This is a genomic window from Hymenobacter arizonensis (genome assembly GCF_900115775.1).
GTDB classification, from domain to species: domain Bacteria; phylum Bacteroidota; class Bacteroidia; order Cytophagales; family Hymenobacteraceae; genus Hymenobacter; species Hymenobacter arizonensis.
On sequence record NZ_FOXS01000007.1, the window covers coordinates 129,272 to 153,805 of the forward strand.

General features: G+C 59.8%; 21 protein-coding genes. 7 read left to right on the plus strand and 14 right to left on the minus strand.

Features of this window, described 5'->3' with window-relative positions:
- Window positions 1–134: 134 nt before the first annotated feature.
- From BMZ66_RS20775 to BMZ66_RS20785, 3 genes are all read right to left on the minus strand, one after another.
- Entirely contained in the window at window positions 135–1,424 is a 1,290-nt protein-coding gene (locus BMZ66_RS20775; RefSeq protein ID WP_092678000.1) for a Glu/Leu/Phe/Val family dehydrogenase, read from the minus strand.
- A gap of 230 nt (window positions 1,425–1,654) precedes the next feature.
- Window positions 1,655–2,659, minus strand: a complete 1,005-nt coding sequence (locus BMZ66_RS20780; protein WP_092678002.1) for a phosphatidate cytidylyltransferase — start codon at window positions 2,657–2,659, stop codon at window positions 1,655–1,657.
- A gap of 62 nt (window positions 2,660–2,721) precedes the next feature.
- On the minus strand, window positions 2,722–3,696 hold the full coding sequence (locus BMZ66_RS20785; protein ID WP_092678004.1) for a CPBP family intramembrane glutamic endopeptidase: 975 nt from the start codon (window positions 3,694–3,696) through the stop codon (window positions 2,722–2,724).
- A gap of 216 nt (window positions 3,697–3,912) precedes the next feature.
- On the opposite strand from BMZ66_RS20785, the gene dusB reads away from it, so the two are divergent.
- Together dusB and BMZ66_RS20795 are read left to right on the plus strand one after the other, a co-directional pair.
- Window positions 3,913–4,905, plus strand: coding sequence for a tRNA dihydrouridine synthase DusB (gene dusB, locus BMZ66_RS20790; RefSeq protein ID WP_092678006.1), 993 nt, complete (start codon window positions 3,913–3,915; stop codon window positions 4,903–4,905).
- 99 nt (window positions 4,906–5,004) lie between these two features.
- Complete coding sequence (locus BMZ66_RS20795; protein WP_092678008.1) at window positions 5,005–6,216, plus strand: ATP-binding protein; 1,212 nt, start codon at window positions 5,005–5,007, stop codon at window positions 6,214–6,216.
- A gap of 198 nt (window positions 6,217–6,414) precedes the next feature.
- Here BMZ66_RS20795 and BMZ66_RS20800 read toward each other — a convergent pair whose 3' ends face one another.
- The 4 genes from BMZ66_RS20800 to BMZ66_RS20815 form a co-directional block, all read right to left on the minus strand.
- Window positions 6,415–7,485 (minus strand): lipocalin-like domain-containing protein, encoded by a 1,071-nt coding sequence (locus BMZ66_RS20800; protein WP_092678010.1) that lies wholly within the window; start codon window positions 7,483–7,485, stop codon window positions 6,415–6,417.
- 95 nt (window positions 7,486–7,580) lie between these two features.
- A complete protein-coding gene (locus tag BMZ66_RS20805; RefSeq protein ID WP_092678012.1) occupies window positions 7,581–8,285 on the minus strand; it encodes a carboxypeptidase-like regulatory domain-containing protein in 705 nt (234 codons plus the stop codon).
- Window positions 8,286–8,325: 40 nt separating this feature from the next.
- Window positions 8,326–9,159: a carboxypeptidase-like regulatory domain-containing protein gene (locus tag BMZ66_RS25615; protein WP_092678014.1), complete on the minus strand. Its 834-nt coding sequence runs from the start codon at window positions 9,157–9,159 to the stop codon at window positions 8,326–8,328.
- A gap of 112 nt (window positions 9,160–9,271) precedes the next feature.
- Window positions 9,272–10,132, minus strand: coding sequence for a carboxypeptidase-like regulatory domain-containing protein (locus tag BMZ66_RS20815; RefSeq protein WP_092678016.1), 861 nt, complete (start codon window positions 10,130–10,132; stop codon window positions 9,272–9,274).
- 183 nt (window positions 10,133–10,315) lie between these two features.
- Between BMZ66_RS20815 and BMZ66_RS20820 the strand changes: the two genes are divergently transcribed.
- Window positions 10,316–10,813 (plus strand): hypothetical protein, encoded by a 498-nt coding sequence (locus tag BMZ66_RS20820; RefSeq protein ID WP_092678018.1) that lies wholly within the window; start codon window positions 10,316–10,318, stop codon window positions 10,811–10,813.
- 81 nt (window positions 10,814–10,894) lie between these two features.
- Window positions 10,895–12,670 (plus strand): amino acid permease, encoded by a 1,776-nt coding sequence (locus tag BMZ66_RS20825; RefSeq protein WP_092678020.1) that lies wholly within the window; start codon window positions 10,895–10,897, stop codon window positions 12,668–12,670.
- A gap of 155 nt (window positions 12,671–12,825) precedes the next feature.
- On the opposite strand, the gene BMZ66_RS20830 is transcribed toward BMZ66_RS20825, so the two are convergent.
- From BMZ66_RS20830 to BMZ66_RS20840, 3 genes are all read right to left on the minus strand, one after another.
- A complete protein-coding gene (locus tag BMZ66_RS20830; RefSeq protein WP_092678022.1) occupies window positions 12,826–13,326 on the minus strand; it encodes a hypothetical protein in 501 nt (166 codons plus the stop codon).
- 161 nt (window positions 13,327–13,487) lie between these two features.
- Entirely contained in the window at window positions 13,488–13,826 is a 339-nt protein-coding gene (locus BMZ66_RS20835) for a hypothetical protein (RefSeq protein WP_092678024.1), read from the minus strand.
- A 413-nt stretch (window positions 13,827–14,239) separates the two neighbouring features.
- Window positions 14,240–15,010 (minus strand): helix-turn-helix domain-containing protein, encoded by a 771-nt coding sequence (locus tag BMZ66_RS20840; RefSeq protein WP_092678026.1) that lies wholly within the window; start codon window positions 15,008–15,010, stop codon window positions 14,240–14,242.
- 326 nt (window positions 15,011–15,336) lie between these two features.
- Here BMZ66_RS20840 and BMZ66_RS20845 point away from each other — a divergent pair, with 326 nt between their 5' ends.
- Complete coding sequence (locus tag BMZ66_RS20845) at window positions 15,337–16,422, plus strand: sensor histidine kinase (protein ID WP_092678028.1); 1,086 nt, start codon at window positions 15,337–15,339, stop codon at window positions 16,420–16,422.
- Between the two features lie 38 nt (window positions 16,423–16,460).
- On the opposite strand, the gene BMZ66_RS20850 is transcribed toward BMZ66_RS20845, so the two are convergent.
- Entirely contained in the window at window positions 16,461–16,862 is a 402-nt protein-coding gene (locus BMZ66_RS20850; protein ID WP_092678030.1) for a response regulator, read from the minus strand.
- Window positions 16,863–16,869: 7 nt separating this feature from the next.
- Complete coding sequence (locus BMZ66_RS20855) at window positions 16,870–18,297, minus strand: PAS domain-containing sensor histidine kinase (RefSeq protein WP_092678032.1); 1,428 nt, start codon at window positions 18,295–18,297, stop codon at window positions 16,870–16,872.
- Between the two features lie 378 nt (window positions 18,298–18,675).
- On the opposite strand from BMZ66_RS20855, the gene BMZ66_RS20860 reads away from it, so the two are divergent.
- Window positions 18,676–19,665: a lipid A deacylase LpxR family protein gene (locus BMZ66_RS20860; RefSeq protein WP_092678034.1), complete on the plus strand. Its 990-nt coding sequence runs from the start codon at window positions 18,676–18,678 to the stop codon at window positions 19,663–19,665.
- Window positions 19,666–19,817: 152 nt separating this feature from the next.
- Here BMZ66_RS20860 and BMZ66_RS20865 read toward each other — a convergent pair whose 3' ends face one another.
- On the minus strand, window positions 19,818–20,849 hold the full coding sequence (locus tag BMZ66_RS20865) for a DMT family transporter (RefSeq protein ID WP_234795190.1): 1,032 nt from the start codon (window positions 20,847–20,849) through the stop codon (window positions 19,818–19,820).
- Between the two features lie 235 nt (window positions 20,850–21,084).
- Here BMZ66_RS20865 and hemA point away from each other — a divergent pair, with 235 nt between their 5' ends.
- Complete coding sequence (gene hemA, locus BMZ66_RS20870) at window positions 21,085–22,356, plus strand: glutamyl-tRNA reductase (RefSeq protein WP_092678036.1); 1,272 nt, start codon at window positions 21,085–21,087, stop codon at window positions 22,354–22,356.
- 140 nt (window positions 22,357–22,496) lie between these two features.
- Here the strand turns inward: hemA and BMZ66_RS20875 are convergent, their stop codons facing one another.
- Entirely contained in the window at window positions 22,497–24,521 is a 2,025-nt protein-coding gene (locus BMZ66_RS20875) for a sensor histidine kinase (RefSeq protein ID WP_092678038.1), read from the minus strand.
- Between the last annotated feature and the right edge of the window lie 13 nt (window positions 24,522–24,534).

Genomic DNA, 24,534 nt, shown 5'->3' on the forward strand with positions numbered 1-24,534 from the left:
TAATTAAACAACGGCCCACTTTACCGCAACGGGTAAAGTGGGCCGTATGTTCGCTTGGTGCGCAAAACGTTGGCCTTGCGCTACCATCCAACCGATTAAAGCAGTTTCCTGCGCCAGTGGATGGGGTTAAATTATTAGAAGCCGCCGCGGAACTTGTAGGTCTGGGCTACTTTATCGATGGCCACGACGTAGGCGGCAATGCGCATTGGCACGTTGTACTTCTGGCTGGTCTGGTACACTTTCTCGAACGCGTCGTTCATGATGCGGTCGGCGCGGTCGGTCACCATGTCCAGGCTCCATTTGAATCCCTGCTTGTTCTGCACCCACTCGAAGTACGACACCGTGACGCCGCCCGAGTTGGCGAGGATGTCCGGCACCACCATGATGCCTTTCTCGTTGATGATGGAGTCGGCCGAGGCCGAAGTGGGGCCGTTGGCGCCTTCCACAATCAGTTTGGCTTTGATGAGGTGGGCGTTGTGCTCGGTGATGACGTCTTCCACGGCGGCGGGCACCAGCACGTCCACGTCGGAAGTCAGCAGGTCGTCGGGGTCTATGGGCGTGGCGCCGGTGAAGCCTTCCAGGCGACCATTATGAGCGTTTTTGTAGGCAATGGCATCGTCGATGTTGATGCCGTTGTCGTTCCAATAAGCACCCGAGATATCGGAAACGCCTTTAATTTTTACGCCCTCGGCATGAAGCAGGATGGCGGCCCAGGAGCCCACGTTGCCAAAGCCCTGCACGGCCGCGGACACTTCGCTGGGCTTCAGGCCCAGCTTTTTCAGGGCAGCCAGCGTCGACACCATCACGCCGCGGCCGGTGGCCTCGGTGCGGCCCAGCGAGCCGCCCATTACCAGCGGCTTGCCGGTAACTACTGCCGGCGAGGTCATGCCGTTGGTTTTGGAAAATTCGTCCATCAGCCACGCCATTTCGCGGGGGCCGGTACCCATGTCGGGGGCCGGAATGTCGCGGTCGGGGCCGAAAATATCTTTCAGGGCGAGGGTGTAACCACGGGTGAGACGCTCAATTTCGCCGGCACTCATGGTAGTGGGGTCGCAGATAATGCCGCCTTTGGCGCCGCCGTAAGGAATATCGACCACGGCGCACTTCCAGGTCATCCAGGCGGCGAGGGCTTTCACCTCGTCGAGGTGCACGTTTTTGTCGTAGCGAATGCCGCCCTTGCTCGGGCCCAGAATGGTATTGTGAATAACACGGTAGCCTTCGAACACGCGAATGTGGCCATCGTCCATCGTTACCGGAATGTTCACGATAACCTGCTTATCGGCAACTTTAAGAACGTTGTAGGTGGCGTCGTCGAGACCCAGAATGTCGGCCGCGATATTGAAGCGCGACATCATGGATTCAAGCGGGTTTTCGCGGTCCATTATCGGAGCCGGCTCTTTGTACACAGTGTGGTGGGCTGCCATTCGGTTGTGTGGTTAGGAAAGTGTTGGGTGGGAGTGCTCGTACGGTTTAGGGGCGCAAAGGTATTGCTTTTGCCAAGACGAAGAGCCGTTTTGGTGCAAACGTTTGTGGTAGTTTTTTAAGATAGTTTTTCAATGCAGAAACCGGCTTGGCTGAGCGCCAATGGCTTCTTGCGCTGGCCCGCAATCACTAAGCGCCAGCTACCGTCAGGCAGCAATAACAAGTCCAATTTTTAGCCAGCCAGCAACTGCAGCAGTGCCAGCACCGGCAGCACCAGCAAAAACGCATCGAAACGGTCGAGCAGACCGCCGTGCCCGGGCATCATAGTGCCCGAGTCTTTCACGCCCACGCTACGCTTGAGCATGGACTCGGCCAGGTCGCCAACGGGCGCAAATATGGCGACCACGGCTGCCGCCACTAAGCGGTGCGTCAGGGGCAAATCGGGCAGCAGAAAGCCCATGGCCCAGCCCAACAACAAGGTCAGCAGGAAGCCCCCGGCCCAGCCCTCCCAGGTTTTGCCAGGCGAGATAGCCGGGGCCATTTTGTGCTTGCCGAAGGTCTTGCCCGCGGCGTATGCGCCGATGTCGGACGCCCAAACCAGGAAAAGCAGGGCGAAGACGCGGCGGTAGTCGTAGTGCAGCAAGTCGGTAGCGTAATTCTGAGTGTAGGCCAGCACTTGCAGCAAGGCCATCGGAATGCTCACGTAAAAGATGCCGCCCAGCGTGACCGATATATTAATGAATGGGGTAGGCGAATTTGGCCAAAGGACTATCTCCCGCAGTATCAGCAACGAAAAGAGGATGAGCAGCACGGCCCCGATGCCGGCCAGGGCCCAGCCCACCAGTACCATTTGCTGCTCGGGCAGGGCGCCGCTCCCGACGGGCACTCCGGCTTCGCCAATCTTGACAAAGGTGCTGCTGGCTTGGGCGTGCCAATATTCCGGCAGCCCCTGCCACAAGTGGAAAGCCGCGAAAAGCACCAGGCTGGCGCCCAGCCCCAGCCACTTGGCCGGCAAATACCCAGCGGCCCGCATCATGCGGTAAAACTCCAGCAGCATCTTGGCCTGCACCGCCGCAAAAAACAACCCGAATGTCCAGGAACTGAACCACACGCTGCCGAGCAGCATGGTAGCCCCGATGGAGGCGTAGATAACCCGCAAGCGCAAGTTGCTGGGACCGGGTTTCTTATCCGTGGGCTCGGCTAGTTCGGGGGTAATCGGAGGCGTAGAAGTCGACAACGCGAGGGGATAAGGAGGTGCGGAAAGGTAAGTGGAAAGCAGTTTACGCTCAGGGCGCCGGATTAGTGACGGTGCAGGTCTACGCCGTCGTGGCTGAGGGTGAGCATTTGGGTGGGAGGTGCCGGGGTGGTCATGCGCCGGTAGAGGAAGTAGAGCAGCCCAGCCGAGAGCAGCGCCGATGGTACCACCAGCGTCCAAGGCATCGCCTCGTTGCCGTCGGGGTCGAAGCCCCAGCCGAACTGGCCGCGCTGCGTGAGGTAGAGTATCAGCAGTTGAAAGGCATTCTGGGTGAAATGCGCCATTATCGATACCCAGAGGTTGCCGCTCCAGAGGTACAGATAGCCCAGCACCAGCCCGAGCACGAAGCGCGGCATAAACCCAAAAAACTGCATGTGAATGGCGCTGAAGATGGCCGCGCCCAGCCACACGCCCACGTGCGGCGAAAACCACCGCACCAAGTTTTTCTGAACCACGCCCCGAAACACCAGCTCCTCGCTCACGGCTGGCACCACGGCGATTACTAGCAACGCCACCAAGAAGCGCGTGGTGGAGTTGAAGCGCGTGAGGTACTTGGTGAGGCCCTGGGCACGGTCTTCGCTGGCGCGGGCCCACACCTCAAAATCGTGCAGGAAGCTGGGGAATTTGGCCTCCGCATTCCATGCAATGAGGGTGGACATGAAGGGCAGAATGATGACAATGAGCGCCGCGGCCGCCAGTAGCCACCAGCCCTCGCCCAAGCGGCGCGGGCTGAAATATTCGCTCCAACCGTAGCCCATCGCTAAAGCAAAGGCCAGCGCACCACCTGAAAAAGTAAAAAACAGCACCATGGCCTGAAAAGTCATTAGCAAGCCCCAGCCCTGCGGATAGGAGGACGGATAGGCCACGGCCTTGGTGACTTCCACTACTGACAAGCCATACCCAAACTGCGCTACCGCAAAGAATAGCGCATAGGATACGCAAAAGCCCCCCATCATCATTACCAGTAGCATCAATAACTGGAGGCCCGGGTGCAGGGTGCGGGGCAGGAAACCTTTCATAGCAGCAGACTAGTTGGGAAGGGCGTAAATTTACCGCAGAATTTAACTTGGGCTTACCCAGTCAGTAATTACAGCACTTTTCGCCGGCTGTCCTCCTGAGCTGCGCGAAGGACCTTATCACGGATGAACCAGTTGCCGTAGTTCAATCGACGCGGACGTGATAAGGTCCTTCGCGCGGCTCAGGATGACAGACGCCCCCAAATCAACCCAATACCCGTGGTCAACATCGGTCCCAACATCCAGCTTCCCGACTTCCCGCTCCTGCTCGCCCCCATGGAGGACGTGAGCGACCCGCCTTTCCGCGCCGTGTGCAAGGCCAACGGGGCCGATTTGATGTACACCGAATTTATTTCCTCGGAAGGCCTGATTCGGGCTGCTGCGAAAAGTCGCAAAAAGCTGGATATTTTCGACTACGAGCGGCCTATTGGCATTCAGCTTTTTGGTTCCGACGTGGAGACCATGGGCGAGTGCGCAGCCATCAGCACCGAAGTGGGGCCCGATTTGATTGACATCAATTACGGCTGCCCGGTGAAGCAGGTGGCCTGCCGTGGCGCCGGCGCCGCCCTGCTGCAGGACATCCCGAAGATGGTGCAGATGACAGCTGCCGTTATCCGCAACACCCACTTGCCCGTGACCGTGAAAACCCGTCTGGGCTGGGACGAGGGCACCAAGAACGTGGAAGAAGTGGCCGAGCGCCTGCAGGACATCGGCATTGCTGCCCTCACCGTGCACGGCCGTACCCGGGCGCAGCTCTATAAAGGTGATGCCGACTGGCGCCTCATCGCCAAAATCAAGGACAACCCGCGCATTCACATTCCCATCTTCGGCAACGGCGACATTACCTCGCCCGAGAAAGCCCTCGAATACAAAAACCGCTACGGCGTGGACGGCGTGATGGTAGGACGCGCCAGCATCGGCTACCCCTGGATTTTCCGCGAAATCAAGCACTACGTGGCCACTGGTGAGCTGCTCGCGCCGCCTACGCTGGAAGAGCGGGTGGCCATGTGCCAGATGCACTTCGACAAAAGCGTGGAGTGGAAGGGCCCGAAAGTGGGCATTTTCGAGATGCGCCGCCACTACGCGCACTACTTCCGCGGCCTGGAGGGCGCCAAAACCTGGCGCACCAGCCTGGTAAATGCCGAAACGCCGGACGTGGTGTATGGCATTCTGCAGGAAATTGCCAGCAGCGATGCCGTAATGGTGGGATAGTGCCAGTAGCGCGAACTTTGCAGTTCGCGTCCCCGCGCCGTTACAAACAGTTTTTACGATTGTCGTTCGGGAACGCGGACTACAAGTTCGCGCTACTACATGATTCTTCCGATTTACGACCAAAAGTCGCGCCTCAAAATCCTGATTGCAGTGCTGGCCCTACTCATTGGGGCGGCCACCGTGGTCTACACCAACTTGCTGGTGCAGCGCGTTTCGGAACGGGAGCAACAGCAGATTCAGCTTTACGCCAAGGCCCAGGAATTCATCATCAACTCTGAGCAGGACTCTAATACACTCTTCGTATTCAGCGAGATAGTGGATGCCAACGCTACTATCCCGGTTATTCTCAGCAGCGACGGCAATGATGTGCTGGCCGCGAAAAACGTTAAGATTCCGGCGCGCACCTCCCCGGAAGACTCGGTGGAGCGCCTCCACGACGAGCTGCAGCGCATGAAGCAGCAGCACCAGCCCATAGTGGTGAAATTTGGAGCGGGGCAGGTCAACTACATCTACTACCGCGACTCGCAGCTGCTGCAGCAGCTGCGCACCTATCCGCTGGTGCAGCTCATCGTGATTGGCTGCCTGGGCATCATTGCCTATTTCGCGTTCAGCTCCTCGCGGCGGGCCGAGCAAAACCGCGTGTGGGTGGGCTTGGCCAAGGAAACCGCCCACCAGCTGGGCACGCCGCTCAGCAGCCTGGTGGGCTGGCAGAATTACCTGCGCGACTCCGACCGCTTCAAGGACGAGCCCATAGTGGAGGAGCTGGGCAAGGACATTCGGCGCCTGGAAATCATCACCGAGCGGTTCAGCAACATCGGCTCGGTGCCGGTGCTCAAGGACGAAAATCTGTACCACACCACCCGCAACGCCATCGAATACCTGCAGAGCCGGGTTTCGAAGAAGGTAGTGTTCAGGATTGAATCTGACCTGCCGATGGATACGCCGGCCCGCATCAACGTGCCGCTGTTCGACTGGGTCATTGAAAACATCTGCAAAAACGCGGTGGACGCCATGGACGGCCGCGGCTCCATCACGCTGCACTTGCGGCGGGTGCGCACCCGCCGCACCTGGTACCGGCGTGGCGCCCCGGCCCGCCAGGTCGCCGTTGATATCACCGACACGGGCAAGGGCATTCCGAGTAACAAGCTGGAAAGCGTGTTTATGCCCGGCTTCACCACCAAAAAACGCGGTTGGGGCCTGGGGCTCGCACTGGCCAAGCGCATCATTGAGAACTACCACGGCGGCCGGCTTTTCGTGAAATGGAGCGAGATGGGCCGCGGCACTACTTTTAGGGTGGTGTTGAACCAATAAGGACAGCCGTGCCACTCCCCTCCTTACCAAGGAGGGGATGTTCGAGCCGCTAGGCTCGGACGGGGGTGGTTGTACTCGTTGAACGACACCTGAACGATTTCCGCTCAACGACTCGGACGCCCACAACCACCCCACCCAGCGCTTCGCGCTGGCGTCCCCTCCTTGGTAAGGAGGGGAGTTTCACCATTTCCGCGCTACTTACCGGTTTGTAATTTCCACGTAGGCGTTGCCCGTTACGGGCTTGCCGTTTTGAGTGCCGGTTACCCGGCACATGCCTTCCCAGTAGCTCAACTTCAGCACTTTGAAAAGCTGTAAGGTCAGTTCTTGGTGGGGCACGAGGGGTGTCACGGTCAGGTCGTAGCCTTTGCTAGGTACGGTGATGTGCCAGGTGGCCGGGTACCTTTTCTTGGTGGTGGGGCTGGTCCAGTACGTAACGGGCTCCAGCGTGAAGTCGCTTTCGGCCAGGTGCAGGTTTTCGCCTTTGGGGCCGAAATGCGAGCCGCCGCTAATTTGCTGGCCGGTTTTGGTTTCGTGCACGGCGTAGAGCATTATCTCCTCCTTGGGGTCGTCGAGCTGGATGCTGAGCCAGTCCCAGGCCACGTTGCGCTTGTTCACGCCGCCGCAGTTCCACTGCCGGTCGTACCACAGCTCGCCAGTGACCTGATGGGTTTTGCCGCCTACCTCAATGGTGCCGGTAGTGGCCAGGCGCGGGTAGCTATAGTAGCCGGCCTGAGCCACGGGGCCGTATTGCTCGTAGCCGGTGCCGCCGTGCAGCAGCACAGGCTTGGCCGGTGTGGTGCTGAGGCTGATGGCTTGGCCAGCCTGGTTGTTGGGGCCCTTGGTGGTCATGCGGGCCTGCAGCTTGTAGCGGCCCTCCTGGCCGGTGAGGGTCCAGGTTTGGTCGTTCTTGCGCTGGGTGAGGTTGATGGGCAGGGAGGCAGTGAGCGGCACAGCTAGCTTATCCAGATAATAATCGTACTTGAAATCCTGCTTCTGCGGGTCCGTCATGGCGAAGTTCACCATCTGGTAGTCCTTCTTGCCGTCGGGGCTGAAGTGAAAAAAGACGTACTCCACGCCGAAGTCTTCGCCCGTGGTTACGTCCTTCAAATGGCCGGTGAAGTACCACCACTCCAGGGAGTTTTTTACGTGCGGCGCTTCCTCCTGCGGCAGCTGGGCCTGGCCGGGGAAGACATCGTTTTTGGTAGTGGGCTTAAGGATGGAGCAAGCCGAAGCAATAGCAAGCAGCAGGGTGAAGCGCAGGAATCTCATACCCTGCCAAAAGGCTTTTGGAGGCCGAAAGGTTTGCTTTAGACCTCTGAGAGTGGTTTAATTCCCTCTTGAAGGTGGCGCTTCCGGCTTCAGCGCTACTGCCTGGGCGGCGTTACGGGCGGCTCCGGCATCCGGATTTTGCCCATCACCTGCCCGCGGTTGGGCACCGATTCCATTCGGACCACCAGCGGCTCCGGTTGGGGAGTGCTGCGTGTGTTCACGCTGAGAATTTTCTCAACAAAGTCAAACGGGTTGCCCACAAACCGCAGCTCCACTGTGCCTCCGGCAATGGGCGCCCAGCTTGGCGACATCATCAGCTCAAACTGCCCCTGCTCGTCGGTAACGGTGCCGTACTGGGTGCCATTGAGGAAAATATTGACCTGGGCCACTGCGGTTTTGGTGTCGCCGTCGAGCACCCGGCCCCGGATGATGATTTGCTGCGACTGCGAGGCATCCGGATTGGTAGCGCTGGCCGCAGTGGCCTGGGCGGGCAGCTCCTGGGGCGGCTTGGTGGTGCAAAATGTTATGGGCTGCCAGCCCAGCAGTGCCAACCCGGCCAGCGCCCAACGCCGCCAGCGGCTGGCCGGAGCTGCTACCAGCTGCGGGACCCGAGCCAAGGCGCACACTGGGCGGCCAGACTGGCGGGCCAGATAAGTCATGATTTCAGCATCACTCATCCGGGTGAAGTCCACCACCTCGGTGGCGCAGGCGGCGCAGTGGCGGCCGTCGGTGGTGGGCGTCATGGCGGCCCAGGGCTGGGCGCAGGGCTGTGGAATGGAGATGCGGAGGGAGGTAGCCATGGGGCTAAAGTAATGATTTTGCGGGCGGGCGTTTCGAGGTCTAACTCGAACGGAATAGACGGGTAATTTTTTGCAGGAAAGAAGAACGATGCTTCTTGGCAGGTAATGCAGGCAGTAGTTGAGCAGGGTAGGCCGGCAACGGCAACAGGCCCATAACAATCATTTGCTGCTGTCCAGGATAAGAAGCTACTATTTCAGCTCCAGCCGCGGAGGGGTCGGGCCGCAGCGCAACAGCGATGCTATAAATCGCCTTCCCATCAACAGGCAGATGCATGGTGTGGGAGATATAGCCGGCGGCGTGAAAAACAAGGGTGTGTGGGACTTTCGGGTTGCGGCCTTTGGGTGCTAGCAGGCTAAAGCGGCCCGAGGAATCGGTGGCAACCGCCCGCTTCTCCCCTTTCAAGAAGACGGCCACGTTCGGCACTGCTTCCTGCGTCGAGGAGTCTCGCACGACTCCACTTATTCGCGTTTCAGCAGAATGAGACTGCGACTTTATGGGCCTCTTTTTCCCTTCCGCAGTGTGGTGCTGGACGCTTGGAGTTTGGGCACGGGCCGCCGGACTGGCCACTTCCCGCAAGGCCCACACGGCCGCCACTGTTGCCATCCACGTCCGCCAACGATGGGACGCAGGCACCTCTAGCGGTTGGAGTGGCCGGGCTAGCTGTTCTTGGCGGAATCGCCCACATGTGCGGCCACGCACTGCCGCATTTAACAGGGCTAAGATTTCGGCATCGGTTTTTTGGGTGAAGTCCACCACCGTTTGCTGGCAGGCGGCGCAGTGGCGCCCGGTGCTGGTGGGCGTCATCGCATCCCAGCTTTCGGCGCAAGGCTCAGGGATGGAGAGAATGGGATTGGGACCTATGTTGCTGAACATAAAGATGTTTTATGCGGCTGAGGCATATAGAAAAACTTAACCCCGCCTAAACCGATGGTAGAAAAGTCTCAAAAAGCAGCTTTTGAAGTGCCTGCGTTTGTGCAATCTAGTCTTACAGAAAAGGCTGCGTGACCCAGTATTTACTCCAGTAATACAGGTGACGCAGCTTCCAGGGAGCGGGCGGCAACTTGCTTGGCTGTAGCATAACGACTTCGCCTAAAAGCATCCCTTTTACGTCGGTTTGGAGTCGAAACGCTTGTTCTACTGCGTAATCTGTGCGCAGTGTACGTTCCTGAGTTACACAGCCAACTGAGGAAACTACGAGGGTTATTTCTCGCACCCCAGCCAGGGTAGCTGGCACCGTCAGCTCAAATTTCCCTTCTCTGTTCGTGCTAGTCCCCAACTCGGTGCCTTTTATGAGTATCGTGCACCCAGGCAATAGGTCTCCGGTAGAAAAATCGGTGACTGTACCGCGTATCACTGACGACGCCGCTACCAACAACGGATGAGCAGAATCTGGCACAGTGGCGTCTCCTGCCACTGTCTGTAGTGCGGCCGGCAGAACCGTGTTCTGCACAGGGGTAACAGGAATAGCTGGAGGCGGGGTAGCTGGCGCCGGGCCGCCCCAATACTGGGAGCGCCATTCCGTGGAGGTTTGGGCAGGTGCTACGGTGCTTGCCGTTTCCCGCAGGCCCCACACGGCCACGGCCGCCCCCAGCCAAGCCCGCCACCGCGTTGGGGCAGCCGGCACGGCGCGCTGCAACGGCCGGTCCAGCTGCCCCGCCGCGAAGCGCCCGCAGGTGCGGGTGCTGGCGGCCCCGGCGAGATAGGCCAGGATTTCGGCGTCGGTTTTTAGGGTAAAGTCCACCACGGTTTTCTGGCAGGCGGCGCAGTGGCGGCCGTTTGAGGCGGGGCGCATGGCGTCCCAGCTTTCGGCGCAGGGCTGCGGAATGGCGAGGCGGGTGGTTAGCATATGTCGGGGCGGTTCGGTTGAGGGCCTTTCCTGACCGATGCCTGCAACACGCAGATTGCACACGTGCCTATGGCCTTTGTTGCGCTGTGGCAAAAAATCTCCCCGAACACTTGACTACAAATTCCTGTATATTAGCTTCTACACGAATGTTGCTGCTCTCTCATTTTCTTGCCCGCCCCTGCCATGAAAACCCTTTACTGCACCGCCGCTGCCGTCGTACTAAGCTTGCTGCCGACCTTGAGCCAGGCCCAAACCGGCGCAACAACTGCAGTAGGGCTTGAGATTCCGGCGCCGGCGCCGCCCAGCCAGGGCAATTTCCTGACGGGCGCCTACGTGCTGGGCAACTACACTCCCGCGCTGGCCACCGCTGGCGGCATGGGCTATTCGGTGCAGCCGTACCTGCGCTACATGGTGGGCCCCAAAGCGCGCACCCGAGGGTTTATTCAATACAGCTTTGCTCCTTATCGGTTGCAGGCCTACAACGCCGACCCGCTTTATACCCCCGGCGGGGTGGCTTTGCCCGCCAATCCGGGCTTTGCCCCGCTCCCCATGCGCGGCATGCAATCCAATAGCTTTGGCAATGGCATGGGCCAGTTTTCGGTGGGCATGCCGGTGCGGCTGGGCGGCAGCCCGGTCATGCTGCACGTGGCGGGCAATGCCCTCACCAACCTGCTTCGCTGAGGTAGCCGAAGGGACTTGCCGGGCCACAACCCGCAATAGGGCGTTATCTTTTGCCCTTCAAACCCGTCCCTCCCACCTTTCATGCGTTCTGAAAAGTCCTTGTTTCGCCGCAAAACCATCGCGGCCATCCTCCAAAATCCACCCGCCGACGCCGAAGGCCACTCCTCCGGGGGCCTGGAGCGTCACCTCACCGTGCGCGACCTCACGGCGCTTGGCATTGCGGCCATCATCGGGGCCGGCATCTTCAGCACCATCGGCAAGGCCAGCCTCGACGGCGGCCCGGCCGTGTCGCTGCTGTTTGTATTTACGGCCGTGGCCTGCGCGTTTTCGGCGCTGTGCTACGCGCAGTTTGCGGCTACCATTCCGGTTAGCGGCTCGGCTTATACCTACGCCTATGCTTCGTTTGGCGAGCTCGCAGCTTGGATAATCGGCTGGGCCCTCATCATGGAGTATGCCGTGGGCAACATCGTGGTGGCCATATCCTGGTCCGACTACTTCACCGGCCTGCTCGATGGCATGGGGCTGCACATACCGGCCTACCTCAGCACCGGCACCCAAAGCGCCTACCAGGGCTACCACGCCGTGATGGCCCTCATGCAGGCCAATTTGCCGCTTTCGCAGGCCACCGCAGCCCAAATAGAAGGCTACACAATCTGGACCACTGCCCCGCGCCTGTTCGGCGACTGGCACCTGGTTGCCGACCTGCCGGCCTTCCTCATCACGGTGGCTATCACGGCGCTGGTGTACGTGGGCATCAAGGAAAGCAAGACGGCTTCCAACATCCTGGTGCTGCTGAAGCTCATTGTGGTCGTGGTGGTTATCGCCGTGGGTGCCTTCTACATCGAGCCGGCCAACTGGACGCCCTTCGCCCCCAATGGCGTGGGCGGTGTGCTCAAAGGCGTGTCTGCGGTGTTCTTCGCCTACATTGGTTTCGATGCCATTTCGACCACGGCCGAGGAGTGCAAAAACCCCCAGCGCGACCTGCCCAAGGCCATGATGTACGCCCTCATCATCTGCACGGTGCTGTATGTGATTATTACGATGGTGCTCACGGGCATGGTGCCCTACACCAAGCTCGGCGTGGGCGACCCCCTGTCGTTTGTTTTTGCTGAAGTGGGCCTGCCCAAGCTCTCGGGCCTGGTGGCGGTGAGTGCGGTATTTGCCATGGCTTCGGTGCTGCTGGTGTTCCAGCTGGGGCAGCCGCGCATCTGGCTCACCATGAGCCGCGACGGGCTGCTGCCGAAGGTGTTTTCGCGCATTCACCCGCGCTTCCACACGCCCTCGTTTGCCACCATTGTCACGGGCTTTTTTGTAGCCGTGCCGGCGCTGGTGCTGAACATGGATTTGGTGGTCGACCTCACCAGCATCGGCACGCTGTTCGCGTTTGCGCTGGTGTGCGGCGGCATCCTCATCATCGACCCCTACGGCCGTTCGGAGGCCCGCTTCCGGGTGCCCTACATCAACGGTCGCTTTCTGGTGCCGCTCATCCTGGCGCTGGGTGCATTCCTGATTTTCCGCTACAACGCCCCCGACAACCACGAGTTCTGGCTGGACGTGACCGGGCAGCGCGGCTGGCTGACTACCGACCCGGTGGACGGCAGCATCACTGGCGGCTTTGCCCACCAGATACCCACGCTGGTGTTCTTTCTGTTTTGCATTGCGCTGGCCTGGGTGTCATTCACCAAGCGCCTCTCTACCCTGCCCGTGCTCGGCCTGCTCATCAACCTGTACCTGATGACTCAGCTCGGCATCAGCAACTGGACGCTGTTTTTTGTGTGGCTGCTCATTGGCCTGGCCGTGTATTTCGGCTACGGATACTCAAACTCCAAGCTGAACCAACGGTCGGCCACGGTATAGCTCAGACCTGAGCCGAGAACTATTATAAAAAGAGCCCCTCGCGATTCAGTCGCGAGGGGCTCTTTTTATGAGTCAGGCAATTGGGGAGCTTCACGGGGGCGCGGCCCATGGTTGCGGCAGGGCACAAGTGGCACCAGTGGCAATGCAGGACCGGCTCAGGACTTATCGGCGCGTACAGCTTTGGCGCGCTCGGCTTGACGACGGAACATTTTCGTTTTCGCTATGCTGCGGTCGGTCGGCATCAGTTCAGGACTTACCTGCGCCAGGCGCTCCGGCTGCAGGGAGCGCGCCGGGAGGGTTTGTAGGTTGAGGGCAAAGCTGTGCACCTCTTTGCCTATGGTCACCAAAAACTTGTACTCTCCATCGGGTAGCTCACTGACGTTGAGCCGCTGTCCGAAGCTGATGTCTGTGCTGCTCATCACGTGTAAAACGTCGCCCTTGGCGTTAACCAAGCGCACGGTTCCGCGCAAGGAGGCCGGATTGCACCCCCAGACCTTGTATCTAAACTCATCAATTTTATTGACGCCCGCCCAATGGGCGGAGGTGTCTTGTGCCAGGGCCGAGCTACCAGGCAGTAAGCTAAGCAAGGCGCCCAGCAAAAGGATTGAACCGAGCCAGCCACAACGGGCTGAAGCAGAATAAATTAAGTTTTTCATGATGAATACATTTTAAAACAGAAAGAAGATGAGAAAAGCTGGCCAGGCAAAAGCAACGGCAACGCAACTCGCGGTTGCCTTGGCCTGGGTAAGAGCCGGAGGTTAGAGGTTCGGAGGGCTGAGCCCGCTGGTTGAGATGGCAGCGCGGAGGGGCACTCAAGCTAGGCCCGCACCAAATTTTTGGTAACAGGGTACTGGGTCCGGTTCAATTTGCGTTCGGCCCGGCGGTCGGTGGGGTTGCGCTTGTTCAGGTCGGGGCAGAGGGTGGCGCTGATGTCGTCGTTCATTAACTGGTCCTGAAAATCCTCGAACTGGACCATGTTGTAATAGTGAACCACGGGGGTGGCGCTGCGGCATGGGCTACCATCGTCAGTGAGCGGGGCCAGAGCGGCATTTACCGGGCCCGACTGGGCCTGGGCGCCTGCCAGCGGCAGCAGCAGCAGTAGCAGCACGACCGGCAAGTGCTGCCGGGCGGCTTTAAGCAGAAATAAGGGTTTCATAGCACAGAGTGTAACAGATGAGTAATGGTGCACAACTTTTCACGGTGTAGCAGGCCAGCCCGGTTGCGATTGTCCGACCAGCACCTGCCACGTTTCATCGCCCCAGCATCGGGCTTGCCCGAAACAACGCTCTCCTTCTTTTCAACTGAGCTACCCCCGACGCGAAATGACTTGCGAGAAGAAAGGCGCCGCGGGGCATAGCCCGTGCTTTGCTCTCGCGGCGAGACGAGTATATCTGTAGCTCCTGCTACTCTGTCCCGCGCTGCTTAAGGGCCCATCAAAGGGCTAAATGGGGTACTATGAGGCCGTTTATGGCCTTCGCTGCCGTGGGCAGGACTGAACTATCGGTAAGGCTTGGCAAAGGTACAGTTACAATTATTCATCCCATTGTATAAATGCGTCTGCTGCCAATATTAATTGCTATGGGGCGCCTGCGCAAAGTAGGCTTTGGGCGTTTCGCCGGTAAAGCGCCGGAATTCCCGAATGAAATGCGCTTGGTCGAAGTAGCCGCAGGCGTAGGTTATATCTGCCCAGTTGGCCTGGGGCTGCTCGTGCAGCAGCCGGAACACGTAGGCAAAGCGCGTCATCTCGGCAAATAGCTTGGGCGGCACCCCCAGGGCATCACGAAAGCGGCGCTCAAGTTGCCGCCGGCTCAGGTTGGATTTTTGGGCCATCTCGGCCACGTTCAGCTGGCCGTGGCGTTCCAGCACAAAAGTTATCAACGCTTCAATAACCAAGGCCTGGGGCTCCCGGCGGCTTAGCTCGGCCAGCATCAGGGTTTCGGCGGCAGCTACGCGCTGGGTGTGGGTGGGTGCGGCGCTCACCTGTTGGGCCAGGGCCTGAATAAAGCGGCCCACAGCGTCGTCGGCCCCATTGGGGAGTTGTGTTTCTGTTGGCACCGACACGCCCAGCAGCCGGTTGAAGCCGCATGGCCGAAACAATATTCCAAAAATGCCGGTGGGCGCTGTGTAGCGCAGGCCAATGCGGCGGTATACGACCGGCAAAGACAAAGCGGCGCCGTCGAGAGTAACGGCAGAAGCCAGCACCACCACAATCGTGTGAATGGGCGACGCCCCCTCTAGGTGCGTAGCCGGACCTAATGGCGCATCCTTTTCCTCAAATGCCAGATAACGTTCTACTACGTTTAGCAGCGGGGTCGATGGCCTAAAGTCCTGTGGTTCCATTTCGCAATACCGGTTGGGCCACGACCAAACCCATGGGCGGCGTCGCGTTTATTTAATATACAGATTGAATTTATGACTATTGCAATTTGCAATATTGTAAAAATGCGACGACGTGTTTCCTAATGAGTTACGCGTGACAAATCCGGCTAGCGGCATACTTCGTTTTATACTCACACTGAAGCGGTTGACGCGGGCCATTATGGCGATGCAAAAGGAATAGTAACTTAGGGCCGGATACTACAGCGCTGCCTCTTACCTTCGGGTGACCCCAATGCACACGGGAAATAGAAGCATGTGGCTCATGCCGCTCCTTCCATCGATATACTATGCTTGACCAATTAGAAGTGTTTCGCCACCTGCTGGAGGGAAGTCCCATGCTTCTTTTCGCCTACAGCGTCAGCACTGGTCAGGTACTCTACGTCAACGACACCTACGAGCGAATGTTCCCGCCGGGTAAGCTGGCCACCGTCAACGACGACCTGCTGTGGTTACTTAGCTGCCTGCCGCCCGAAGACCAGCAATACGCCCTTAGCTGCCTGAGCGACCTGGCTAAAGGCGAGTTGCACGACGACCTGCTGCTGCGCATGCAGCGGCAACCCAACGCGCCCATTCAGTGGCTGTGTTTGCGCGCCCGCCGCAGCGTGGCCAGCGACGGGCAGGTGCTGCTGTGCGGCAGCGTGCAAGACGTGACCGTGGACCACGAGTACACGCGCAACGCCGACAAGTTCATGGCCAAGAAGAACACCACGCTGGAAATTCTTTCGCACGACCTGGCCGGGCCATTCAATATGCTGCAGCAGCTGGCCAGCTTTTTCCAGGAGCGCACGCAGTCCCTGCAAGACCCGCAGCTTGAAAAGATGGTGAACGTGATGCAGGACACCTGCCGCGACAGCGTGAACCTCATCCGCGAGTTTGTGGATAGCGAGTTTGCGGAGTCGGCCAACGTGCAGCTCAAGCGCGCCCGGGTCGACCTGGCGGCCAACCTCCGTCAGGTAATGGAAACTTACCAGCGGTCCGAACACTTGGTGGCCAAGCGCTTCAGCTTCCGCAGCACCCCCGAGGAAGTGTATGTGGAGCTCGACAACAACAAGTTTTTGCAGGTGATTAACAACCTGCTGTCCAACGCCATCAAGTTTACGCAAGAGGGCGGCCACATTGCCCTGACCGTGGAGCTGGAGCAGCACCACGTGCTGGTAACCGTGACCGACGACGGCATTGGCATTCCCGAGAAGCTGCAGCCCGTGCTGTTCGAGAAGTTCACCAAAGCCCGGCGGCCGGGCTTGCGTGGCGAAAAAACCACCGGCCTGGGCATGTCCATTATTCAGTCGTTGGTGCGGCTGCACAACGGCACCATTTCCTTTGAGAGCAAGGAAAACCAGGGCACCACGTTCCACATTCGGCTGCCGCTATAGCGGCTGACGGCAGCGCCCCGCCCGCGCCGGCCCCTTCCTCACCGCAGGCTAGCGGCCGCTTCCACCTGGGCCCGCACCGCGTGAATCTGGGCCGCGTCCAGGGGCTTGTGAATGAGGCCGGCCACCAACGGAAATTCGCGGATGCGGCAGGCGTCCGAATGGGCCAGCGAGGAGGTAAGAATGTACACGTGGCAGCGCCCCAGCAGCTGCGTTTCCTGCGGCTTCAGGGCGTCCAGAAACTCCCAGCCGTCCATCACGGGCATGTTGAGGTCCAGAAAGATGAGTTGAGGCAGGCTGTTGGGCTCGGCGGCCTGCAGGTGCTCCAGGGCATCTTGGGCCGAAGAGAAGGAGGTGATATTTCCATCAAAGCCCTCCCGCTTCAGCAGGCGTTCGGTGAGGAACACACCGATGGAGTCGTCGTCAATTAATAAAGTATCCATGCTGGACTCAGCGTAAGTTCAAGATAAATTGGGTGCCTTGGTCCACGGTGCTGCTCACGTCAATCTTGCCGCCCATGGTTTCTACGTGGGTTTTCACGAGGTACAAGCCCATGCCGCGGCCCGCCTGGGCGGTGTGAAAGCGCTTGTAGAGGCGGAAGATGTCGGGGCCGGCTTTGTCGGTGTCGAAGCCCGACCCATTGTCGGCAAACAGCACGCGGACGCCCTGGCTGGGCCGCCCCGTGGCCGTCACGGTAATCTGCAACGGGCGCTTTTCGGAGCGGTATTTAACGGAATTAGAGAATAGATTGAAGAAAATGCTATACAGGTACGCGCGGTTCCCGAGCACGTGCAAATCGGGCGGAATGTTGAGAATTACCTCGGCGTGGCACTGCGCTAGGGCTTCCTCCAAGTTTAGGCGGGCCTGCTGCACCACATCCACCAGGGGCACGCGTTCGGGCTCGTTCACGTCCTGCTTGTCCCGAATCGACAGGATGGTGTTCATGTCGCGCAGCACCGTATCGAGCTGCAGGGTGCTGGCTTTTAGGTTGTGCAGGGCTTCGTCGTAGTCGGGCGAGTGCTTGTCGATGCTGCCGAGCAAGTCGACCAGCCCCAGAGCATTGGCCAGGGGCGCACGCAGGTTGTGCGACACGATGTAGGTGAACTGCTGCAAATCCTGGTTTTGCCGGTACAGCTCTTCCTGCGAGCGCACCTTGTCCGTGACATCAGAGAAATACACCGAAAGCCCTTCCAACGACGGAAAGGCCTTGACTTCCAGCCACAGCTTCATGCGCTCGAAATAGGCCTGAAAATGCACGGCTTGCTTGGTTTGGAAGGCGTGCTGGAAACGCTCCTGAAACACGCCGTGCTGTTCTTCGGGAAACACTTCCTGCATGGTGCGGCCCAACAAGTCTTCCCGTTTCATGCCCAGCAGCCGCTCTACGTCGCTGTTCACGAAAGTGTAGCGCCACTGCGAGTCCAGTAGGAAAAAGGCATCGGTAATGCTCTCGAAGATGGTGCTGAGCTTGTGGGCCTGCTCCCGGATAACTTGGTGCGAGGCATGGGTTTCGGTCATGTCGCGCATCACGGCGTGCACACCCGTAATCACGCCCTCTACCACCAACGGCACCTTGGTGACCGCAAACACAAACGCCCGGTTGGTGCCCTCGAACTGCACTTCCACATCGAAATTCACTTTGTGGCCTTCGAAGGCTTCGCGCAGCTTTTGTGCGAACAGGCCCCGCAGGTGCGGCGGCAAAAACTCACTAAATGACCGTCCGACTACTTCCTCGCGCGACTTTTCCAACACGTCCAGGTACGCTGGATTGGCGTCAATTATGACACTTTCCCGGTCTTGAAACAACACCAGGTCCGGGTTATTTTCAAACAAGGCACGGAAACGCTGCTCGCTTTCTTTTAATTGAAAAATGTCGCTCATAAACCGCTATGCTGGATTTCCGTAGCCGCCGAGCCTCTTGTTAGAGGATTATTTCTAGTTTACGAGAAAGGCTACTTTTTGTCTTTAGCAAAGCAAAAAAAAGATTTTTGTGCTAAAAAGGCGCTTCAAACGTGCTTCTTGCCAGCAAGCTTTCACACCGCACGCTCTAGTATGTTAGTAAAGTGCAAGTTAACTACTACCGGCAACGCATTTTTTAACTAAGTCGCAGCGCGAAGCACCAAAGCGCAATAGGGCTCCCCGCCCGGTTTCAGGAGTAGCCCTACCTAAGCCGGAAATATAGCCTGCCCTCAACCCGTAAGCCCGCGCCCAACCGTATGTGCCCCGCAGGAGCCAACCGGCTTCCTGCCTGCTCCCGCCATGCGCTTCCCGCTTTCGTTTCTTTTTGTGTGGCTGCTTGCCAATGCATGCCCGGCGTGGGCCACCACCGCCCCGACGGATACGCTGCGCCCCACCAGCCCCGACCGCCTGCTGCGCTACACCTACGCCAACGACTTCTTCTACCGCACCGACTACTACTTCACCCAGGGCATGACGCTCACGCTGGTGTTGCCCAGCTTGGCCCGCCTTCCCACCCAAAGGTTCCTGCTGCGGGGGCCAGCCGGCAGCACCCAGCACCACGGCCTGACGCTGCACTACGACGGCTTCACGCCCCTGCGCATTCAGGACCCGTTTATTCGCGTCGGCGACCGGCCCTACGCGGCGTATATGTACGCTTCTTTCTTCCGCGTCAGCAGCCAACCCGCCCAGCGGCAGCGGCTTACTTCAGCGGTGGAAATCGGGTTTATTGGTCCCGCTGCCTTGGCCAAGGAGTTCCAGACCGCCATTCACCGCGCCACCAACGACCCCACGCCGCGCGGCTGGGACTACCAAATACAAACCGATGCCGTGCTCGGGTACCGCCTGCAGTACGAGCGCCAGCTGCTGGCTGCCGGCCGCGTAGCCGAGGTCATTGGCACTGCCGAGGCTTCGCTGAGCACGCTCTACACGTATGCCAGCACCGGAGCCCAGCTGCGTGTGGGCTTGCTGCAGCCCTACTTTTCCAGCCTGGGCGTGGCGGGCACCACCAGCCGGGCCGGCCACCCACAGTGGCAGCTCTACGCCCACACTTCGCTGGAAGGCCGTTTGGTGGGCTATAATGCCACGTTGCAGGGCGGGCTCTTCAATCAGTCGAACCCTTATGTGCTGCCGGCCAGTGCCGTGGAACGCGCGCTGCTGCGCAACACTACCGGGTTGGTGCTGGCTTACCAAGGCTTCAGCCTGGCAGCTAACTCCACGTGGGTATCGCCAGAGTTTAAGGGAGCCCGCACGCACCAGTGGGGGCAGCTTGCCATCACTGCTGCTTTTTGAAAGCAATTTCGCCGTCACAAGCTCCGGTCCGACGCCCTAGGCGTCCGACCGGTTGTCGTTAGAATTCCGGATACCGATTGTGCTGGCAACAACCGGTCGGACGCCTAGGGCATCGGACCGCGGGCGTACGCTGAATCCCGAAAAGCCAAGCTCTACTTAGCGCGGTGAATAATGAGCACGCCCGCCAGAATAATTACCATTCCCGCGAAGTGCCAGAGGTTGAAAGCTTCGCCATCGAGCGCGCCCCAGGCCAGGGCCACAATCGGAATCAGGTACGTGCTGGAAGACGCAAACAGCGCCGTCGACTGCTGAATGAGCTTGTTGAAGAGCACCATGGCCACCGCCGTGCTCATGGTGGCCAGCAGGGCAATGTAGCCGAAGGCCACCCAGGCCCCGGGCGCGTTGGCCAGCTTGTGCAGGAAGTCCGTGCCCACCAGCAGGTAGGCCAGCGCCGGCCCGCCAATGAGCAGGAGCAGCACCGCCGTAACGGCCATGGGCGTCATGCCGCCCAGCTTGTGCTTGATAACGTTCACGCTCACCCCGTAGCCCATGGTGGCAATCAGGATGTAGATGCCGTACCAGGCATTGCCCTCGCCCGTGGGTGTGTCGGTGCCGCCGCTGCCGCCCAGCAGCAGCATCACCACGGTGCCCACCAGCCCCAGCGTAATGCCCAGCACCCGCAGCGCCGTGAGCCGCTGCCCAAACAGCAGGGCGCCCACCAGCAGGGTAAATACCACCGTGAGGGCATTGAGTACTCCTGCCAGCCCGGAGGCCAGCTTGGTTTCGGCGTAGGCAAACAGAAAGGCCGGAATGAGCGTGCCTACCACCCCGCTCACCGCCAACCACTTAAAACGGCTGCGCTCCACCGTGCCCACGTGCCGTAGGGCAAAGGGTAGCAGCAGCAGCGCCGCCACGCTCACGCGGGTAGCGCCCAGCTCCATGGCCGAAAACACGACCAGCCCTTTTTTCATCAGAATAAACGACGTGCCCCAGATGGTGGCCAGCACCAACAGCAGCACCCAGGCCATGGGCGTGGTGACCGCGGGCGCCGGACCATTCGGTTTTTGTGGGTTTTTAGGGGTCGCCGAAGCCGTTTTGCCTACCACCCCTCCCCCACCCGAAGCAACCGGAACAGTAGTAGCAGCGAGTGAAGAGTTGGTAGCGATTGAGTTTTGGGAAAGCATGCCACAAAGGTACGGGGCCCCATGGCCGGGCGCCGCCCCACAGCCGACCCCAGCGCGTCGACTAACTGATTTTTGTCAAGTAGCGCAAGCTCAGGGGTCTTTGCGGGCCTTTTAGGGGCTTGTATTCATGATATTCATCAGGTTTGGGGCGCGAACCCTTGATGAGCCTTGGTTGTTGATAGATTGTACGAAATCCTGCCGTAATTTTGTAGTCCGATTTCGTGTCGACCAATCTATGTCCCATCCCTTCAAGGCCGTTAGCCTATCCTTCAAGAAAGCGCCGCTGGCCATCCGCGAGCTGCTTTCTCTAGACGAGGCCGCTTGTCGCCGTTTCCTGCACACCCTGCACCACGACTTGGGTCTTTCCGACCTGCTGGTGCTGAGCACTTGCAACCGCACCGAGGTTTACTACGCAGCTGAGGACGACCGCAGCCGTGAAATCATTCTCGCCCTCGGCCACCTCAAGGACCGCACCGACATCGGCGCCTTCCTCCCCTACTTCGACCTTCTGCTCGACGCCACCGCTGCTACCCAGCACCTTTTCGAAGTAGCCATGGGCCTCGACGCCCAGGTAGTGGGCGACTTGCAAATCAGCAACCAGGTGAAGACGGCCTACCAGTGGTCGGCCGACGCCGACGCGGCGGGCCCCTTCCTGCACCGCCTGCTGCACACGGTGTTCTTCACCAACAAGCGGGTGCAAACCGAAACCAGCTTCCGCGACGGTGCTGCGTCCATTAGCTACGCCGCTCTCGAACTAGTAGAAGAGCTGACCGCCGACGTGGCCAACCCCCGCGTATTGGTAGTAGGCCTGGGGGAAATTGGGGCCGACGTGTGCCGGCACCTGGCCGCCAGCAAGGCGTTCGGCGACATCACCATCTGCAACCGTACCCGCGCCAAGGCCGAAGAACTGGCCGAAGAATGTGGCATGCGCCTCGTGGATTTCGAAGAACTGGTGCCCGCCCTGAAGGAGGCCGACGTCATCATCTCGTCCATCAACCGCGCCGACCCTTTCTTCACCCGCGAGCTGGTGGAGCACCTCGACGTACTTAGCTTCAAGTTCTTTGTGGACCTGAGCGTGCCCCGCAGCATTGCCTCCGATGTGGAGCAGGTGCCCGGCGTGCTGGTCTACAACATCGACGCCATTCAGAGCAAGGCTTCGGCGGCGCTGCAAACCCGCCTGGCGGCCGTGCCCCAGGTGCGTGCCATCATTGCCGAGAGCATTGCGGGCCTGGAAGACTGGGCCAAGGAAATGATGGTTTCGCCGCTCATCCAAAAGATGAAGGCCAGCCTCGAAACCCTGCGCCAGGCCGAGCTGGACCGCTACCAGAAAAAAGCCACCCCTGCCGAAAGCAAGCTCCTCGACGAAGCCACCCGCTCGCTGATGCAGAAGATTCTGAAGCAGCACGTGCTGCACCTGAAATCTGCCTGCAAGCGCGACGAGGCCGATAAGCTGGTAGCCATTCTGGGCGAGATGTTCGACCTGGAAAAGCAGAACGTGCCCGCCTAGCGCGCCCGGTTTTTGATTTAGCAGAAAGCCCGACCTGTTATCAGGCTGGGCTTTTTTTATGTCGTCAGAGAGAACTTTCCTCTACACGCGAGACGCGGTGCACTGCATCACAGTATGCGCTAACCTGCATTCTCCTTACACTACCCTGCGTGCAGAAACACCCGGAACGTACTGCCCCGCCCTACCTCGCTTTCGACCTCCAAACGCCCGCCGGCTTGCTCCACAAGGCGCTGCACGAGGTAGAGCCCGACGCCCGAACCGGGCACGTGGTCGTGGAAGCGACGGAATAGCTGGAACAGCTCGTCGCCGTGGCGCTCCAGGTTCATGCCCAGGCCATTGTCTTGCACCACAAGCACCGGCACGCCGTCGTGCAGCTCGGTGCGGACGGCAATGTGGGCCGGCCTGCTGGGGTCAGCGTATTTGAAGGCGTTGCTGAGCAGGTTGTAAAGCACACTGCGCAGGTTGACGCGCACAAACACTACCGCGGACACAGCGGAGAAGTCCAGCTCCCAGGTGGCTTGGGTTGGGCCCGAGTCCTGCACCAGCCGGATGGTTTCTTCCACCAGCGGCTGCACCTGCACGGGTTCGGGCGGCAGTTCCTCGGCGTGGCGCTGCACCTGCACCACCTCCGTCAACGATTGGATGGTGCCGAGCAGCTGCTCCATTGAGCCGTTCACCATGCCCAGCATCAGGCTGGCTTCGGGGTCGTGGAAGGTGGCCGTGCGCTGCAGCTCATCGAAGAGGCCCGCCAGATTCTGCGCGGGCTGCTTGAGGTCGTGCGAGGCGGCATACACGAAGGTGTCGAGGTCGCGGTTGCTGCGGGCCAGCTCGTTGTTCTGCACTTGCAAGGTCTCGCGCAGGGCGTGCTGCTCGTTGATGTCGGTGCAGGTACCAAACCACTGCGCTGTTGGCGAGCCCAGTTGGCTGTCGAGCAGCCGGGCCTGCACCAAAAACCAGCGGTAGTCACCGTTGGCGCTGCGCAGGCGGTATTCACCTTCGAAGTGGCCCTCGGCCTGCTGCCACTGCGCATGGGCGGTGGGGCCATCGTCGGGGTGCAGCAAGCTATGCCAGGAGCGGCCGGAGCAGTCGCGGGCGTTCAGGCCGGTGTAGTCCACGGTGCGGCCGTCGCAGTAGGTGAGCTCGCCGGCGTTGTTGGCCGTCCACACCAGCTGCGGGATGCTCTCCATGAGCACGCGGTACCGACTTTCGCTCTGCTGAATCTGCTCCTGCATTTGCTGCATATCAGTCACATCAGTGTTGGTGCCGAACCAGCGCGTGATGCGGCCGTCGTCGCCCCGCACGGGCTGAGCACGCGACAGAAACCAGCGAAATTCCCCGTCCCGGTGGCGCAGCGGGAACATGTCTTCCCAGGGCTCACCGGCCTTGAGGTGGTGGCTCCAGCGCTCGGTCACCGACTCGATGTGGTCTTTGTGGTGCACTGTGCTCCAGCCCCAGCCCTGCATTTGCTCCAGGTTGGTGCCGGTGTAGTCGTACCACCGTTCGTTGTACCAAAAGATGTGCCCATTGGGCTCGGCCATCCAGGCCAGCTGCGGAATCACGTTGGCCAGGGTGGTGAACTCGGCGTTGCGGCGCATGAGCTGCTCGGCCACTTCCTGCAGCTGTTGGTTGGCTGCGGCTAGCTCAGCAGTTCGCTGCTGCACTTCGCTTTCCAACTGGGAGGTGCTGCGCAATTGCAGGGCGCGGGGCAGCACCTGAATGAGGGCCAGCACCGTGCCCCAGGATGCCACCGCCGTGACAAGCCGCACTAGGCCGCTGAGGCGGTACACGGGCACCCAGAAGATGAGGGCATCCAGGAGGTGCGTGGCCCCACAGGCAAAAATGAACAGCCCGAACAACCAAAACATCCGGTCGAAAGGCATGTCGCGCCGCTGCCGGATGAAGTTGATGAGCAGGAAAGGAATAACGAAATAAGCCCCCCAGATGAGCAGGTCGGAAGCAATGTAGAGCCAACCGTGAAAATTGGTCCAGTGCCCGCAATGCCAGCGGGCCGGGAAACCCATTGGGCTAAATAAATACGAGAAGAACTCGACTACTTGGCTGGCAAGCGGCTGTGTGGCAGAAGCTGCCGAAGCAGGTGGCGCCGCGGCCCAGCCAGCAGTGGCCAGCAGCGCAGTACACGCCAAAAGCCAAAAACGGTATTTCATTCACGATGGCCGA

Coding starts and splice junctions, on each gene's coding strand:
- BMZ66_RS20865 (WP_234795190.1), bottom strand. CDS start 20,849: ATGCTTTCCCAAAACTCAATCGCTACCAACTCTTCACTCGCTGCTACT.
- BMZ66_RS20855 (WP_092678032.1), bottom strand. CDS start 18,297: ATGAGCGACATTTTTCAATTAAAAGAAAGCGAGCAGCGTTTCCGTGCC.
- BMZ66_RS20820 (WP_092678018.1), top strand. CDS start 10,316: ATGAAAACCCTTTACTGCACCGCCGCTGCCGTCGTACTAAGCTTGCTG.
- BMZ66_RS20800 (WP_092678010.1), bottom strand. CDS start 7,485: ATGAGATTCCTGCGCTTCACCCTGCTGCTTGCTATTGCTTCGGCTTGC.
- BMZ66_RS20840 (WP_092678026.1), bottom strand. CDS start 15,010: ATGGAACCACAGGACTTTAGGCCATCGACCCCGCTGCTAAACGTAGTA.
- BMZ66_RS20815 (WP_092678016.1), bottom strand. CDS start 10,132: ATGCTAACCACCCGCCTCGCCATTCCGCAGCCCTGCGCCGAAAGCTGG.
- hemA (WP_092678036.1), top strand. CDS start 21,085: ATGTCCCATCCCTTCAAGGCCGTTAGCCTATCCTTCAAGAAAGCGCCG.
- BMZ66_RS20845 (WP_092678028.1), top strand. CDS start 15,337: ATGCTTGACCAATTAGAAGTGTTTCGCCACCTGCTGGAGGGAAGTCCC.
- BMZ66_RS20775 (WP_092678000.1), bottom strand. CDS start 1,424: ATGGCAGCCCACCACACTGTGTACAAAGAGCCGGCTCCGATAATGGAC.
- BMZ66_RS20830 (WP_092678022.1), bottom strand. CDS start 13,326: ATGAAAAACTTAATTTATTCTGCTTCAGCCCGTTGTGGCTGGCTCGGT.
- BMZ66_RS20795 (WP_092678008.1), top strand. CDS start 5,005: ATGATTCTTCCGATTTACGACCAAAAGTCGCGCCTCAAAATCCTGATT.
- BMZ66_RS20825 (WP_092678020.1), top strand. CDS start 10,895: ATGCGTTCTGAAAAGTCCTTGTTTCGCCGCAAAACCATCGCGGCCATC.
- BMZ66_RS20860 (WP_092678034.1), top strand. CDS start 18,676: ATGCGCTTCCCGCTTTCGTTTCTTTTTGTGTGGCTGCTTGCCAATGCA.
- BMZ66_RS20785 (WP_092678004.1), bottom strand. CDS start 3,696: ATGAAAGGTTTCCTGCCCCGCACCCTGCACCCGGGCCTCCAGTTATTG.
- BMZ66_RS20875 (WP_092678038.1), bottom strand. CDS start 24,521: ATGAAATACCGTTTTTGGCTTTTGGCGTGTACTGCGCTGCTGGCCACT.
- BMZ66_RS20805 (WP_092678012.1), bottom strand. CDS start 8,285: ATGGCTACCTCCCTCCGCATCTCCATTCCACAGCCCTGCGCCCAGCCC.
- BMZ66_RS20835 (WP_092678024.1), bottom strand. CDS start 13,826: ATGAAACCCTTATTTCTGCTTAAAGCCGCCCGGCAGCACTTGCCGGTC.
- BMZ66_RS20850 (WP_092678030.1), bottom strand. CDS start 16,862: ATGGATACTTTATTAATTGACGACGACTCCATCGGTGTGTTCCTCACC.
- BMZ66_RS25615 (WP_092678014.1), bottom strand. CDS start 9,159: ATGTTCAGCAACATAGGTCCCAATCCCATTCTCTCCATCCCTGAGCCT.